15 protein-coding genes are annotated in these 14309 nt (G+C 59.9%); 8 read left to right on the top strand and 7 right to left on the bottom strand.

The window, feature by feature from the left end:
* Nucleotides 1-485 precede the first annotated feature (485 nt).
* Complete coding sequence (gene tyrS / locus ACX0MV_RS19855; protein WP_458984231.1) at nt 486-1685, bottom strand: tyrosine--tRNA ligase; 1200 nt, start codon at nt 1683-1685, stop codon at nt 486-488.
* A 197-nt stretch (nt 1686-1882) separates the two neighbouring features.
* Here tyrS and ACX0MV_RS19860 point away from each other — a divergent pair, with 197 nt between their 5' ends.
* Complete coding sequence (locus tag ACX0MV_RS19860; RefSeq protein ID WP_458984232.1) at nt 1883-3292, top strand: peptidoglycan DD-metalloendopeptidase family protein; 1410 nt, start codon at nt 1883-1885, stop codon at nt 3290-3292.
* Nucleotides 3293-3295: 3 nt separating this feature from the next.
* Nucleotides 3296-4387 carry an anhydro-N-acetylmuramic acid kinase gene (locus ACX0MV_RS19865; protein ID WP_458984233.1) on the top strand — a complete coding sequence of 364 codons (1092 nt, stop codon included), beginning with the start codon at nt 3296-3298 and terminating at the stop codon, nt 4385-4387.
* A gap of 62 nt (nt 4388-4449) precedes the next feature.
* Here ACX0MV_RS19865 and erpA read toward each other — a convergent pair whose 3' ends face one another.
* The 4 genes from erpA to argC all read right to left on the bottom strand — a co-directional run bounded on the left by erpA (nt 4450) and on the right by argC (nt 7063).
* The gene (gene erpA, locus ACX0MV_RS19870; protein WP_458984234.1) at nt 4450-4800 is read right to left on the bottom strand and encodes an iron-sulfur cluster insertion protein ErpA; all 351 of its coding nucleotides are present in this window, start codon (nt 4798-4800) and stop codon (nt 4450-4452) included.
* A gap of 77 nt (nt 4801-4877) precedes the next feature.
* Nucleotides 4878-5288 (bottom strand): bactofilin family protein, encoded by a 411-nt coding sequence (locus tag ACX0MV_RS19875; RefSeq protein ID WP_458984235.1) that lies wholly within the window; start codon nt 5286-5288, stop codon nt 4878-4880.
* A gap of 9 nt (nt 5289-5297) precedes the next feature.
* Nucleotides 5298-5912, bottom strand: a complete 615-nt coding sequence (locus tag ACX0MV_RS19880; RefSeq protein WP_458984236.1) for a DUF6776 family protein — start codon at nt 5910-5912, stop codon at nt 5298-5300.
* Nucleotides 5913-6028: 116 nt separating this feature from the next.
* Nucleotides 6029-7063, bottom strand: coding sequence for an N-acetyl-gamma-glutamyl-phosphate reductase (gene argC / locus ACX0MV_RS19885; RefSeq protein ID WP_458984237.1), 1035 nt, complete (start codon nt 7061-7063; stop codon nt 6029-6031).
* A 134-nt stretch (nt 7064-7197) separates the two neighbouring features.
* On the opposite strand from argC, the gene hemJ reads away from it, so the two are divergent.
* From hemJ to ACX0MV_RS19905, 4 genes are all read left to right on the top strand, one after another.
* Nucleotides 7198-7626: a protoporphyrinogen oxidase HemJ gene (gene hemJ / locus ACX0MV_RS19890; protein ID WP_458984238.1), complete on the top strand. Its 429-nt coding sequence runs from the start codon at nt 7198-7200 to the stop codon at nt 7624-7626.
* Between the two features lie 17 nt (nt 7627-7643).
* The gene (locus ACX0MV_RS19895) at nt 7644-8606 is read left to right on the top strand and encodes an NAD(P)H-dependent flavin oxidoreductase (RefSeq protein ID WP_458984239.1); all 963 of its coding nucleotides are present in this window, start codon (nt 7644-7646) and stop codon (nt 8604-8606) included.
* A 188-nt stretch (nt 8607-8794) separates the two neighbouring features.
* A complete protein-coding gene (locus ACX0MV_RS19900) occupies nt 8795-9772 on the top strand; it encodes a DUF805 domain-containing protein (RefSeq protein WP_458984240.1) in 978 nt (325 codons plus the stop codon).
* Nucleotides 9773-9820: 48 nt separating this feature from the next.
* Nucleotides 9821-10606, top strand: coding sequence for an SDR family NAD(P)-dependent oxidoreductase (locus tag ACX0MV_RS19905; RefSeq protein WP_458984241.1), 786 nt, complete (start codon nt 9821-9823; stop codon nt 10604-10606).
* 12 nt (nt 10607-10618) lie between these two features.
* On the opposite strand, the gene ACX0MV_RS19910 is transcribed toward ACX0MV_RS19905, so the two are convergent.
* A complete protein-coding gene (locus tag ACX0MV_RS19910) occupies nt 10619-12100 on the bottom strand; it encodes an AAA family ATPase (protein ID WP_458984242.1) in 1482 nt (493 codons plus the stop codon).
* 78 nt (nt 12101-12178) lie between these two features.
* On the opposite strand from ACX0MV_RS19910, the gene ACX0MV_RS19915 reads away from it, so the two are divergent.
* On the top strand, nt 12179-12517 hold the full coding sequence (locus ACX0MV_RS19915) for a histidine triad nucleotide-binding protein (protein ID WP_458984243.1): 339 nt from the start codon (nt 12179-12181) through the stop codon (nt 12515-12517).
* A gap of 118 nt (nt 12518-12635) precedes the next feature.
* Nucleotides 12636-13283: a 2-polyprenyl-3-methyl-6-methoxy-1,4-benzoquinone monooxygenase gene (coq7, locus tag ACX0MV_RS19920; protein ID WP_458984244.1), complete on the top strand. Its 648-nt coding sequence runs from the start codon at nt 12636-12638 to the stop codon at nt 13281-13283.
* Between the two features lie 68 nt (nt 13284-13351).
* Here the strand turns inward: coq7 and speD are convergent, their stop codons facing one another.
* Nucleotides 13352-14146: an adenosylmethionine decarboxylase gene (gene speD / locus ACX0MV_RS19925; RefSeq protein ID WP_458984245.1), complete on the bottom strand. Its 795-nt coding sequence runs from the start codon at nt 14144-14146 to the stop codon at nt 13352-13354.
* Nucleotides 14147-14309 lie beyond the last annotated feature (163 nt).

Raw genomic sequence — 14309 nt, forward strand, 5'->3', positions numbered from 1 at the left:
AGCCTCATCTTCCGTCAAGCTGTTTTTCGAAGTTCTTTTCCGAAGAAAACCTTTCTACTCAACCGCTTGCGCCTTCGATCACTTCTCAGCTCCTCGTCAGCGGGAGGCGAATTCTACAGCGTTTCAAACCACTGTCAACCGCCTCTTTCACCGCTTCCGATCACCTCGACCGAAGCACTAACAGGATCAAACCACCACCCTGTTAGCCCGGCGCATTCTACGCAACTTTCGCTGCTTTGCAACCCCTCTTTTAAATCTAACCTCTTGTTTTATAAGAAGTTTAAGGAGCCGCATACGCCTGAAGAGCTGCGCATTATAGGGACTACCAAACGAAGGTCAACCGATTGTTATGCTTTTGTTTCAATCCTCACGAAATCGAGCGCCGCAACCACACAACTGCTGCGCGCCGCCTGCAGAAACAACAAAGCCGTTGAAGCTGACGCTTCAACGGCTTTGTCGCAACCGCCACACAAGCGTGTAACCAACTACTCGGCCTTAAGCGTGATACGCGCGAACGCCTTCTTGCCGGCCTGGCAGACGTGCACAGCACCCACCTTATATATGAAAGCGCGATCCACCACCTCGCCATCCACGCGTACACTGCCAGAGCCCAGCAGATCACGCGCCATCGCGGCGTTCTTTACCAGGCCTGCTTTATTAAGCAGCGCGGCAATCGGCATATCCTCAGCCGACAGAACCTCGATCTCTGGCAGATCCTCGGGCAGCTCGCCTTCCTTCATACGATTACCCGCCGAGCGATGGGCATTGAGCGCCGCCTCTTCGCCATGGAAGCGGGCAACAATCTCTTCTGCCAGCTTGATCTTGATGTCACGTGGATTGGCACCCTGCTCGACATCCCGCTTAAACCGATCAATCTCATCCATCGAACGGAAGCTGAGCAGCTCGAAGTAGCGCCACATCAGTGCATCCGGCATGGATACCAGCTTGTTGTACATGACACCCGGCGCTTCCTGGATACCAATGTAGTTGCCCAGCGACTTCGACATCTTCTTCACGCCATCCAGACCTTCAAGCAACGGCATGGTGACGACGCACTGCGAGGACTGGCCATAGGAACGCTGCAACTCGCGCCCCATCAGCAGGTTGAACTTCTGATCGGTGCCGCCCAGCTCGACATCCGCCTGCAAGGCAACCGAGTCATAACCCTGAACCAGAGGGTAGAGAAACTCGTGAATGGCGATAGACTGATTGGTCGAATACCGTTTACTGAAGTCATCGCGCTCCAACATCCGCGCCACGGTGTACTGCGAGGTCAGACGAATGAAATCAGCCGGCCCCATCTTATCCATCCAGGTGGAGTTGAAGGCGACCTCGGTTTTCGCCGGATCGAGAATCTTGAACACCTGGGTTTTATAAGTCTCCGCGTTCTCCAGTACCTGCTCGCGGGTCAGCGGCGGGCGCGTGGCGCTCTTGCCGCTGGGGTCACCAATCATTCCCGTGAAGTCGCCGATCAGGAAAATTACCTGATGCCCCAACTCCTGGAACTGACGCAGCTTATTAATAAGCACGGTGTGCCCGAGGTGCAGATCCGGCGCAGTCGGATCAAAACCTGCCTTGATACGCAATGGCTGACCGCGCTTGAGCTTCTCGACCAGCTCCGCTTCAACCAGAACTTCTTCCGCACCGCGCTTGATCAGCGCTAATTGCTCTTCAACCGACTTCATGACAGGACTCACGACCACTCAAACCGAAAAGGGAACCAACCATACAAGATCGCAGACAAAGCACAAGTTTCGCCCTCGCCGTCACCACCATAAAGACGATTCAGTCTGAAGGCTTGCCTAGCCAGGCATTTGGTTATATTTTATACAGTTACTGCATATTCATCATTTTCTTTCCATCTTCAAAGTCAAAGTGGCCTATGACCTCTACAACTAAAGCGCCTCCTCTCTATCCCAAGAGCCATATCCTAGCTGCAAGCGGTGTCGCAGCGATGCTTAGCTTGGCCCTTCTGGTTTTCCCCTCTCGTGAAGTTGAAGCTCAAAAAACCTACCTAAATCTTGAACTCGATAATCGCAGCGAACCCCTGGAGCAAACGGAACAACCCCACCAAGCTCCCACCGCATCTCCGTTCGCCCAGATTGAAGACGCCTCGACCCAGTCCAGCGCGCCTCAGCCACCGGCAGAAGCCGTTAATCAACCCGTAATTGCCGACCAGCCTGTCGACCTTGGACGGCGCGTCATTACAGTCGCCAACGGCGACACCTTGTCTACCGTGTTTAATAAAGTGGGGCTGTCGGCAACCACCTTGCACGCTGTACTGAGCAGCAGCAAAGAAGCAAAACAGCTAAGCCGTCTAAAAGTAGGCCAAACCCTCGAATTCCAGCTAAGCCCAGAGGGCAAGTTGGAGAGCCTAAACACCAAGCTAAGCGACCTTGAAAGCATCAGCCTGGCAAAGAATGACGAAGGCTTTTCCTTCAAGCGCGAACTGGTCAAACCCGATGTGCGAACGACCTACGCGCACGGTGTAATCAACAGCTCCTTATTCCTGTCAGCCAAGCGCGCAGGCCTTTCCCATGGGCTCACCATGGACTTGGCGAACGTGTTCGGCTACGACATCGACTTCGCCATGGATATTCGCGACGGCGACGAGTTCGAAATGGTCTACGAGGAAAAAGTGGTCAACGGCAAGCAAGTTGGCACTGGCAACATCCTTTCAGCACGTTTCACCAACCGCGGCAAAACCTTTACCGCAGTGCGTTACACCGACAAGCAGGGCAACACCAGCTATTACGGCGAAGACGGCACCAGCATGCGCAAGGCCTTCATTCGTACTCCGGTGGATTTCGCTCGAATCAGCTCGCGCTTCTCCAACGGTCGCCGCCATCCGATTCTGAACAAGATTCGTGCACACAAAGGAGTCGACTATGCGGCTCCGCATGGCACTCCGATCAAGGCTGCTGGCGATGGCAAGGTTGCTCTTGCCGGTCGCAAAGGTGGCTACGGTAATACCGTGGTGCTGCAGCACGGAAGTCGTTATCGCACTCTCTATGCACACATGCAGGGTTTCGCGAAGGGGGTTCGGACGGGCAGTCATGTGAAACAGGGCCAAATCATCGGCTACATCGGCACTACAGGCCTTTCGACCGGGCCCCATCTGCATTATGAATTCCAGGTCAACGGTACGCATGTCGACCCGCTGAGCCAAAAGCTGCCGATGGCCGACCCTATCGCGCACAGCGAAAAAGCTCGCTTCCTGCAACTCAGCAAGCCGCTCATGGCTCGTATGGATCAAGAGAAATCCACGCTGCTTGCCCTCAACAAGCGCTGACCGATGCCGTACTACCTCGGTGTGATGTCTGGAACCAGTCTGGACGGTCTGGACATCGCGCTGATCGAGCAGACCAACCGAACCTCCCTTCTGGCAACTCATTACATGCCCATGCCTGCCCTATTACGGGCTGACATGCTGGCATTGTGCGCAACAGGCCCTGATGAAATCGCTCGGGCGGCGATTGCCGAACAGCAATGGGTTCGACTGGCCGCTCAAGGCATCGCACTGCTGTTGCAGCAGAACAGCCTCACACCTTCCGATATTCGCGCCATAGGTAGCCATGGCCAAACTATTCGCCATGAACCGAGCCAAGGCTTCACTGTTCAGATCGGCAACCCGGCGCTACTTGCCGAGCTGACCGGTATTTGTGTTGTCGGTGATTTTCGTCGCCGCGATCTCGCTGCAGGCGGCCAAGGCGCCCCGCTCGTACCTGCCTTTCACGAAAGCCTGTTCGCTACCGCAAAGGGGCCGCGCGCCGTGTTGAATCTGGGCGGATTCAGCAATCTGACCCTGCTTGAGGCCAGCAAGCCGGTTCAGGGATTCGACTGCGGACCGGGTAATGTGCTGCTCGACGCATGGGTTCATCGACATCGCGGTGAAGCTTACGACCGCGACGGGGCCTGGGCTGCCAGCGGCCACGTGCAGCCATTATTGTTAAAAGTCTTCCTTAACGATCCTTTTTTCAGCACCCAGGGGCCGAAGAGCACGGGGCGGGAGTTGTTCAACCTAGCCTGGCTAGACCGACAGCTGCGCCAATTTCCGACCATTGCCGCCGCAGACGTACAGGCGACGTTGCTCGAGCTGACCGCCTGCAGCGTGGTAGATGCATTGACGACGGCGCAAGCAGGAACCGCAGAACTGCTGGTTTGCGGCGGCGGTGCGCGTAATGGTGCCTTGATGGGCCGTCTTGCTGCGCTGCTGCCCAATTGCAAAGTAACCAGCACGCAAGCCTACGGCGTGCCTGCAGACTGGGTCGAAGCCATGGCGTTCGCTTGGCTGGCTCATTGCTGTCTGGAGGGCCTGCCGGCTAATCGCCCAAGTGTAACCGGGGCGCGAGGCCTGAGAGTTCTCGGCGCGATTTACCCCGCCTGACGTTACAGCCTCTGAAACGAAAACGCCGCGCAATAAGCGCGGCGCGTGACTACAAAGATCGGCTAGATCGAAAAGGACGAACCGCAACCGCAGGTTGTTGTGGCATTGGGGTTCTTGATGACGAAACGCGAGCCCTCCAGACCTTCCTGATAGTCGACTTCCGCCCCTGCCAGGTATTGAAAACTCATCGGATCGACAACCAGGCTGACACCCTCACGCTCAACGATGGTGTCATCTTCGGCCACTTCTTCATCAAACGTGAAGCCGTACTGGAATCCCGAACAACCGCCGCCTGTTACGAATACCCGTAACTTCAGACGCGGATTTCCTTCTTCATCGACCAGGCTCTTCACCTTGCTCGCCGCGCCCTGCGTGAATTGCAACGCTGTGGGGGTGAAGGTTTCGACGCTCATGCTGACTATCTCCCGGCGCGAGGCGCCATACTGCGTTGAGGCCCTGCATTATCCGCTTACCCTACAAAAGCGGTCAACTATTCTGCGGGCTCATGTTGATTCGGTAGCTCCAACGGTCGCTGCTCATCCTTGAGATGGCACAACCGCCCTTCGATCTGGGCGCCCATGGCCATTTCCATCAGCGCGTAATACAGATTACCCCGCACCCGAGCCCGACTGCCCAGTTCCAGATGCTCGCCCGCATACACGTCGCCGATGACCTCGCCATCCACCACGATATGGGGTGCACGGATCTCGCCTTCAACCTGCCCCTGAACACTGACGCGCACCATGCCGTCGGTGGTCAACAGATTGCCGCTGACCCGCCCGTCCACCTGGACGGCGCCCTGAAATCGCAGATTGCCGCTCAGCTCGGCGCCAGCAGCGATCAGGCTGGTCTTGCCGCTGAAACGTTGAAGATCGGTCTTGCTCTTGTCTTTATTCCACATGGGAAAAGATCACTCTTCATTAATCCATTTGAACGTGCGCTCCAGCGGCTTTTCGCCTTTGACCTCGGCGCGCACTTTGACTTGGCTGGGTTCGAAACCCGCAGGCAGCTGCAGCTCGGCAAAGCGCCCGGCTTCCGGGAGCGCCTGGAAGTGCTTGAACGAAAACGGCACCACAGGCTCGGCCAACTGATCAGGCATACCCCGCGTCAGCTCCGCCAGCGGCAGGCTGACATCCTTGTCACCCTGGCGGCCTTCGACGGTAACCGTCAGCTGCCCTTCGAGCGGTTGGTCATCCTTGCCCACTCGGCTGAGCAGCAACTTGTAGCGAAAATGCCGCGGCCTGTCCGTGGCCTGCAACTCAAAGGTGCGGATCCGCAGCCCATCGCGGCGGCTCCCCGGCGCCAGCACGCCTTTATAAAAAGCCAGGTCCTGCTGCTGCTTGTAGATTTGCTCTTCAAGTAACTTGATGGTGAGACGGCTTTGCTCATTGGCTTGTTGGGCAACTTTCTCACCGCTGCCAACCACCGCGAGCCGCTGGCGGGCTTGATCCAGCTCGCGCTCCAACTCCACCACGCGCGCCTGCGCCGGTTGCGCCTGCAAAACCGCGGCTTGGCTGCGATGCATCTGCCAACTGCTGCCGGCATAAAAGGCTGCCGGTATCGCCACAAGCAACAGCGGCACCACGAGCCGCGACCACCCGCTAGGGCGCGGCTCGCTAAGCCGGACCTCCCAGCCTGCCATCAGGGCAGCATGGCTGCGTGAGACAAACCGAGGCGCTCATCGAGACCGAAAAGGATATTCATATTCTGCACTGCCTGACCCGAAGCGCCTTTGACCAAGTTGTCGATCACCGAAAGCACCACAACCAGGTCTCCGCCCTGCGGCCGGTGCACGGCAATCCGACAGACGTTGGCACCGCGCACGCTGCGGGTTTCCGGGTGGCTGCCGGCTGGCATCACATCAACGAAGGGCTCGTTGGTATAACGTTTCTCGAACAACGCCTGCAGGTCAACCGACTTGTCCGGTACCGTTGCGTAAAGGGTGGCGTGGATGCCACGGATCATCGGCGTGAGGTGCGGCACAAAGGTCAGCCCGACGTCCTTGCCAGCCGCGCGGCGCAAGCCCTGGCGAATTTCTGGCAGGTGCCGATGGCCCTTCACGCCGTAGGCTTTCATGCTTTCCCCGGCCTCACTGAACAGCGACCCCACGCTGGCACCGCGCCCGGCACCGCTGACCCCGGACTTGCAGTCGGCGATCACTTGCGTGGTATCGGCCAGTCCGGCTTCCAGCAGCGGAATCAGCGCGAGCTGTGCGGCAGTGGGATAGCAACCCGGCACCGCGATAAGACGCGCCTGCTTGATGGCCTCGCGATTGACCTCAGGCAAGCCATACACCGCTTCAGGGAGCAGGTCCGGCGCGCCGTGGGGCTGGCCATACCATTTGGCCCACTCGTCAGCGTCTTGCAGGCGAAAATCGGCTGACAGGTCGATCACCTTGGTCCCGGCTGCCAGCAGTTCACCCGCCAAAGCATGGGCAACTCCATGAGGTGTGGCGAAAAACACCACGTCGCAAGCGCCCAGCGTAGCGACGTCAGGCACGCTGAACGCCAGATCCGGATAGTGGCCGCGTAGGTTGGGATACATCTCGTCGACGCGCATACCCGCCTCGGAGCGGGAGGTGATGACCACTACCCGCGCTTGCGGATGCTGCGCCAACAGCCGCAACAACTCGACCCCGGTGTAACCCGTGCCGCCGACGATGCCAACCTTGATCATCACGATGCCCCTTGCAGAAACCACTGGAAAGCGGTCGATGATAAGGCCGCAGCCGCCAACGGCCAACCGTGCAGATGACGTATTGGGCCGCGATCACTACTATCGGAGCACTTTCCCGCTCGGAGAATCGACCGATGCTCTATCTGTGGCTCAAAGCCCTGCACATCATCGCCATGGTTTGCTGGTTTGCCGGCCTGTTCTATTTGCCCCGGCTGTTCGTCTACCACGCCATGAGCAACGACAGCATCAGCCGCGAACGTTTCTGCGTGATGGAGCGCAAGCTGTACCGCGGCATCATGCTGCCGTCGATGCTCGCGACCCTGGTGTTCGGGATCGCACTGCTCAGCCTCAACCCGAGCTATTACTTCAGCCAAGGCTGGATGCACGCCAAGCTGGCCCTGGTAATAGCCCTGATCGGCTACCACCACGGCTGCGGAGCACAGCTCAAGCGCTTCGCGCGCGATGAGAACCAGCGCAGCCACGTGTTTTACCGCTGGTTCAACGAGGCGCCGGTATTCGCACTGCTGGCAATCGTGATCCTGGTTGTCGTCAAACCCTTCTGAACCGCCAAGGAGTTCCCATGAGCCTTCCCGCCCTGCTCGAACAGCGCCTGCGCCTGCCGGTAGTTGCAGCGCCGATGTTTCTGGTGTCCAACCCGCAACTCGTGCTGGCCTGCTGCAACAGCGGTATCGTCGGCAGCTTTCCGGCCCTCAACCAGCGCGAAAGCAGTGGCTTCAAGGCTTGGCTGGAGGAAATCACAGCCGGCTTGCAGGACAACTCGGCCCCTTACGCCGTCAACCTGATCGTGCACGGCAGCAACCCCCGGTTGCAGGCCGACCTGGCCATCTGTGTCGAACATCGCGTGCCCATTGTCATCACCAGCCTCGGCGCAGCCAAGGAAGTAGTCGACGCCGTGCACAGCTATGGTGGTCTGGTGTTCCACGACGTGACCACCCGGCGGCATGCGGAGAAGGCTGCGCAGGCCGGGGTCGATGGGTTGATCGCGGTGGCTGCGGGCGCGGGCGGCCATGCGGGAGCCTGGAGTCCGTTCGCGCTGATCGCCGAAATCCGCCAGTTCTTCGACAAGACCCTGCTGCTGGCCGGCTGCCTCAACCATGGCCATGAAATCCTCGCCGCTCAACTGCTCGGCGCCGATCTGGCCTACCTCGGTACCCGCTTCATCGCCACCCAGGAAAATAACGCCTCACCGGCTTACAAACAGATGATCATCGAGGCCAAAGCCGCCGATATCATTCACACCCCTGCCGTGTCCGGCGTACCGGCGAGTTTTATGCGCCAGAGCCTGGAGCAGGCGGGCTATGACCTCAAACAGCTGCAGAACAAGGGCGAAGTCAATTACGGCGAGAAGCTGAAGCCGATCAGCGACGAGGCCAAAGCCTGGAAGACCGTCTGGTCGGCAGGCCAAGGGGCTGGAGCCATCGCTGACCTGCCAACGGTCGCCGAACTGATCGCCCGGCTGGATCGTGAATACCGTGCAGCCCTGACGCAAACGCAAATGCTGCAACAACGCTGGCCCCGATAAGTCGCGCCGGCCGGCTCCGGGGACAGGATGGCGCTGGCATACCGAAGCGCGTCGCAGAGCCACGCATAGATGATTGTTGGGCGCATCACAGCCGGCGTCGACAATCTGCTCGAGTCCGCTTGTTTAGCGGTCTGCGGCCCGTTAGGCTGGGTCACCTCCACCACGCTCACGCTGACAAGGATGCTTGCATGACTCAAGCCCGTTACAAGATTGTCTTCGACGGTCAGTTGATGCCCGATATGACGCTCGAAACAGCCAAAGACAACCTTGCCCGCCTGTTCAAAAGCGACGCCGCACGCATCAACAGCCTGTTCAGCGGCACGCCCATCGCCATCAAGCGCGACCTTCCGGAAAACGAAGCGGATCAGTACCTCATCGCGCTGCAGAAGGCGGGAGCCAACGCGCGCAAGGAGCCCGATCTGGCGGCCAGCCTGAGCCTGGTGGAGACCGACGATCACCGCCCTGCGCTGAGCGCCGATGATACGGCGGCTTCCAGCCAGACCATGGTCTGCCCCAAGTGCGGCATGCAACAGCCCGCAGCTATCGACTGCTCGGGCTGCGGCGTCGTGATCGAGAAATACATCGCCCGCCAAGCAACGCTGGCCGCAACTACAGTCGCCGCGGAACCCGCCCCGTCGATGGCGCCAGGGATCGCAGCGTCGCCCTATGCACCACCACAGGCCAAGGTTGGCGAAACCTTGCCCGAGTTCGGCGCGTTGAAGGTATTCACCACCGAAGGCCGTGTCGGCCGCTTGCGCTACCTGGCGTGGTCGCTGGGTTTGATGCTGGCGTGTATCCCGGTCTTTGCGATCGCAGCGGCGGGGTTTGCCATCTCGGAAGTTCTCGGCGGCCTGCTGGTCGGCGTCGTGGTGATTGCCATGATGGTGGTGGCCGTCCAGATCGGCGTGCAGCGTCTGCATGACATCGGCTGGTCCGGCTGGCTGTTTCTGCTGAACTTCATTCCACTGGTTGGCAGCGTACTGGCGCTGTTGATGTTGGTGGTACCCGGCACGCCCGCCGCCAACCGCTTCGGCCCACCGTCCCCGCCCAATAGCACGGCCGTGAAGATCATGGCTGCGCTCTGGCTGTTGGTTCCGGTGCTCGGTATCGTCGCAGCCATTGCGCTGCCTGCCTACCAGCAATACCTCAGCCGCGCCGGGCTCTGACCCAAGCCTGCCGAGGTCCAAGACGACCTCGGCACGGAGACTCGCAAAATGCTTCGTTATGCCCTGATCACCGGTGCCTCCAGCGGAATCGGCCTGGCCCTGGCTGAAGCCCTGGCACGCCGTGGGCGCAACCTGATTCTGGTGGCGCGCCAGCGTGACGCCCTGGAAAGCATTGCCTGTGAGCTCACGCAACGGTTCTCCGTGCAGGTGCTGTTTCGGGTCTGCGACCTGAGCCAGCCGCAACAGCTGACCGGGCTGCTGCATGAGCTGGAACAGAGTGCATTGCCCATCGACTTGCTGGTCAACAACGCAGGGGGCGGCAGCTCAGGCGCGCTGGTCGCCCAGGACTGGGGCAAGGAGCGACACCTGATCGAGCTGAATATTCTCGCGCTGGCCCGGCTTTGCCACGCAATCGGCACCGTCATGGCTGGCCAGGGCAGCGGGCAGATCCTCAATGTTGCCTCGGTCGCGGCGTTTCAGCCGGGGCCCTGGATGAGCAACTATTACGCGAGCAAGGCGTACGTTCTGCATCTTTCCGAAGGCCTGCGCGAAGAACTCAAGGCCTATGGTGTCAAGGTCTCGGTGCTCTGCCCGGGGCCGACGCACAGTGCGTTTTTTCGCAACGCCGGGTTGGATACACGCCGTTTAGGCCCCTCACTGATGAGCGCCGAAGAAGTAGCCCTGATCACCGTCAGGGCGCTGGAGAAGAATCGCGCGCTGATCATTCCCGGCTGGCGCAATCGCTTGCTGACCATTGCGCCGCGGTTTATGCCACGCTGGCTGGTGCGGCGTGTGGTCGCCAGGCTCAACCGGCGTGTCGGCGCCGCCAGCTGAGCCAGGCCCACATCAGTTGGCGCTCACCGTCCGGCCACTGGCCCAGCTACGCAGGGCGTGCAGATCTTCGGCCATGACCACCGAAAGCGGCGCCGTAGCGCTGATGCTTTTCAGCAGCAGAGCCTGATCCACCGTCTGCTGCTGCGCCTGCGCCGCATACAGCGCGCTGACCACCACCTGCTCAATTTCCGCACCCGAAAAGCCATCGCAGGCCGCGGCCAACCCATTCAAATCGAAACCTGCGGGGTCCAGCTCGCGGCGGCTGAGATGGATGCGAAAGATCTCGGCACGCACGCCCGGGTCCGGCAGGTCGACAAAAAACAACTCGTCAAACCGCCCCTTACGCACCAATTCCGGTGGCAGTCGCTCGATCACGTTGGCGGTCGCAACCATGAATACCGGCGCCTTGCGTTCGGCCATCCAGGTCAACAAGGTGCCAAGCACGCGCTGACTGACGCCACCATCGTGGTCGCCGCTGGCCAGGCCCTTCTCGATTTCGTCCATCCACAGCACGCAAGGCGCCATCTGCTCGGCCAGTTTCAAGGCATCGCGCAGATTGCGTTCGGTTTCGCCGAAGAACTTGTTGTACAGGCAGGCGAAATCTAGGCGCAGCAATGGCAAACCCCACAACCCGGCGACGGCCTTGGCCGCCATGCTCTTGCCGCCGCCCTGCACGCCCACCAGCAGCATGCCTTTGGGCAGATCCACCGCCTTGCCGTCGAGAAAGATGCCCTGCCGCTCGGCCAGCCAGCGCTTGAGGTTGTTCAGCCCGCCAACGTCGGCAAAACGCGCCGTGTCGTATTCGAAGCTCAGCACGCCATCGAGGTCGAGCAGCTGGAACTTGGTCTTGTTCAGCTCCGGCAGATCCTCTTGGGTGATCGCACCATCGTCGCAGATCACGTTGCGTGCCAGGGTGCGTGCCTCGGCATGGCTCATGCCGCGCAGGTTCTTCACCACCTGCTGCAGGGTGCGGTTATCGGTGCGCACCCGAGCGCCTCGGTTGCGCTCGCTCCAGCGCAGCGCCTCTTCGCGCACCATCGCCAGCAGCTCTTCCTCGGTGGGCAGCGCCAGGCTGAAACGAGCGGCGAACCGCTGCACCTCGGCCGGCAGTTTGCAGGCATGGGACACCAGCACCAGCGTCGGAGCCTGGGGCGCCTCGCGCATCGCCACTTCCTTGAGCAGTCGCACCAGCTTCGGGTTATCGCTTAGGAAGGGATGCAGGTCGCACATCACGTACAGATTGGCCTGCGGATCGGCCTTGATCAGCTTCAACGCGGCTTCAGGCTCCTGGCCGGTCTGCTCGCCAACGGCACCACCGGCAAACCCCAGGCGCTGCAACCCCTCGGTAATGGACCAGATGTGCAGGCCCAGCCCACGCTTCACCGCCAACCCGGTCAGGGTTTCCAGCACCCGCGGCTCATCCCAGGACTCGATCAGGATCAGCTTGGTCTTCGAATCGAGCACCAGCCCCAAATCATGAATATCGTTTTTCACACACGCTCCTTGTTCACTGGCCTGGCTAGCTCGTCACCGTTAAACTCGGGCCTCTTTCAACAGGCCGGGAGACTGTCCATGGACTGTCTGTTCTGCAAGATCGTCGCCGGGGAAATCCCTGCGCGCAAGCTCTACGAAGATGATCAGGTCATCGCTTTTCACGACATCAGCCCGCAAGCGCCCGTGCATTTCCTGGTGATTCCGAAAAAGCACATCAGCACCCTCAACCACCTGACCGAAGGGGACAAGGCGGTTGCCGGGCACATTCTCTTCACGGCCCAGCGCCTGGCAAAAGAACAAGGCTGCGACGAGGGCTTCCGCGTGGTGATGAATTGTAACGAACAAGGTGGACAGACGGTCTATCACATCCATATGCATGTACTGGGTCAGCGCCAGATGAGCTGGCCGCCGGGTTGATCGCAGCGCAGTTGATCGCTGTGCAACAACAGGCGTCAAGCCCTGCGACAATCGCGCGTCGGCCTCGGCGCGGCGATTGAAGTAAACTGCAAACCGTCGTTTCCGCCGGAGGTGCCTGATGGCCAGCCAACGTCACTACTCACCCGTTGATCGCCTGCTGCTGCAAGCCGATGCTGCATTGCGCACGCTGCTGCCGTTCAGCGGCCAGCCGAGTCGCCCCTCGCCGGCCATCGTGCAGCCGGAAGCGGACCTGGATGAACAGCAAGCCCAGCATATCGCCGGCCTGATGCGCATCAACCACACCGGCGAGGTCTGCGCCCAGGCGCTTTATCAGGGCCAGGCCCTGACCGCTAAATTGCCGCAGGTGCGCGCCGCCATGGAACACGCGGCCGATGAGGAAGTCGACCACCTGGCCTGGTGCGAGCAGCGCATTCGGCAGCTTGGCAGCCAGACCAGCGTGCTCAACCCGTTGTTCTATGGCCTGTCATTCGGAGTTGGCGCGGTGGCGGGACTGATCAGCGACAAGGTCAGCCTGGGTTTTGTTGCTGCCACCGAAGACCAAGTGGTCAAGCACCTCGACGAGCACCTGGAGCAGATTCCCCTGGCCGATGAGAAATCGCGGGCGATTCTTCAGCAGATGCGTGCAGACGAAGCGCATCATGCGACCAGCGCGATAGAGGCTGGTGGCGTGCGCTTTCCGGCACCGGTGAAGTTCGGCATGACGCTCATCTCGAAAGTGATGACCAAAAGCAGCTACCGCATCTGAATCGATGACCACAAAAAAGGGCGCCAATGGCGCCCTTTCTATTTCTACCTCCAGACGCAACGTCTGAATCAGCGCGGCATATTGCGCGCGTAGAAAATCTCCAGCATTTCATGGCGCACACGGGCTTCGACCTGCTCGCGCTGCTCCGTGGTCAGGCTGCGGGTGGCGTCGCCGAACAGGTAGTTATCCAGTTCGAAATCCTTGAGCAGCATCTTGGTGTGAAACAGATTCTCCTGATACACGTTGACGTCGGTCATCTGGTACGCCGCCTGGGTGTCATCGGAGAGGTAGTTCTGGATCGAGTTGATCTCATGGTCGATGAAGTGCTTCTTGCCTTCAACGTCGCGGGTGAAGCCACGCACACGGTAATCGACGGTGACGATGTCCGAATCGAACTGGTGGATCAGGTAGTTCAACGCCTTCAGCGGCGAGATCACACCGCAGGTCGAGACGTCGATGTCCACGCGAAAGGTCGCGATGCCTTCCACCGGGTGGATTTCCGGGTAGGTATGCACGGTGATATGGCTTTTATCCAGGTGCGCGAGGATGGTCTCGGGCAACGGACCGGGCGACTCCTCGATCTGGCTTTCCGTCGGCTCCACCGGCTGTTCGGAAATCAGGATGGTCACGCTGGCGCCCTGCGGATCGTAATCCTGGCGAGCGATGTTGAGGATATTGGCACCGATAATGTCGACAACATCGGTCAGTATCTGCGTCAGGCGTTCGGCGTCGTACTCGGTATTGATGTACTGCACATAGGCCTGCTGGTCTTCCGGCGTTTCCGCGTAGCAGATGTCGTAGATGTTGAAGCTCAAGGTCTTGGTCAGGTTATTGAACCCGTGGAGCTTGAGTTTGCTTTTCACCGTAGGGAACTCTCTTTATATAAGCGGCGTGGCCGCGTGGTCGAGCATGCCCGTCAACTGCGAACGACACAGCTGCGTAGGACGGTTAACACCTCTTCGCGATGGCGATTTTGGTTGTGTGGTTCGAGGCGCCATGCGCCCCTGAAAAAGGCGCGCATTATGC

The sequence above is a fragment of the Pseudomonas cistanchae genome, assembly GCF_054483635.1.

Excerpts from the sequence above, each read along its gene's own strand:
- argC (WP_458984237.1), bottom strand. The coding sequence starts at position 7,063 with ATGATCAAGGTTGGCATCGTCGGCGGCACGGGTTACACCGGGGTCGAG.
- coq7 (WP_458984244.1), top strand. The coding sequence starts at position 12,636 with ATGGCCAGCCAACGTCACTACTCACCCGTTGATCGCCTGCTGCTGCAA.
- ACX0MV_RS19900 (WP_458984240.1), top strand. The coding sequence starts at position 8,795 with ATGACTCAAGCCCGTTACAAGATTGTCTTCGACGGTCAGTTGATGCCC.
- ACX0MV_RS19905 (WP_458984241.1), top strand. The coding sequence starts at position 9,821 with ATGCTTCGTTATGCCCTGATCACCGGTGCCTCCAGCGGAATCGGCCTG.
- ACX0MV_RS19860 (WP_458984232.1), top strand. The coding sequence starts at position 1,883 with ATGACCTCTACAACTAAAGCGCCTCCTCTCTATCCCAAGAGCCATATC.
- ACX0MV_RS19895 (WP_458984239.1), top strand. The coding sequence starts at position 7,644 with ATGAGCCTTCCCGCCCTGCTCGAACAGCGCCTGCGCCTGCCGGTAGTT.
- ACX0MV_RS19875 (WP_458984235.1), bottom strand. The coding sequence starts at position 5,288 with ATGTGGAATAAAGACAAGAGCAAGACCGATCTTCAACGTTTCAGCGGC.
- ACX0MV_RS19880 (WP_458984236.1), bottom strand. The coding sequence starts at position 5,912 with ATGCATCGCAGCCAAGCCGCGGTTTTGCAGGCGCAACCGGCGCAGGCG.
- hemJ (WP_458984238.1), top strand. The coding sequence starts at position 7,198 with ATGCTCTATCTGTGGCTCAAAGCCCTGCACATCATCGCCATGGTTTGC.
- erpA (WP_458984234.1), bottom strand. The coding sequence starts at position 4,800 with ATGAGCGTCGAAACCTTCACCCCCACAGCGTTGCAATTCACGCAGGGC.
- ACX0MV_RS19915 (WP_458984243.1), top strand. The coding sequence starts at position 12,179 with ATGGACTGTCTGTTCTGCAAGATCGTCGCCGGGGAAATCCCTGCGCGC.
- ACX0MV_RS19865 (WP_458984233.1), top strand. The coding sequence starts at position 3,296 with ATGCCGTACTACCTCGGTGTGATGTCTGGAACCAGTCTGGACGGTCTG.
- tyrS (WP_458984231.1), bottom strand. The coding sequence starts at position 1,685 with ATGAAGTCGGTTGAAGAGCAATTAGCGCTGATCAAGCGCGGTGCGGAA.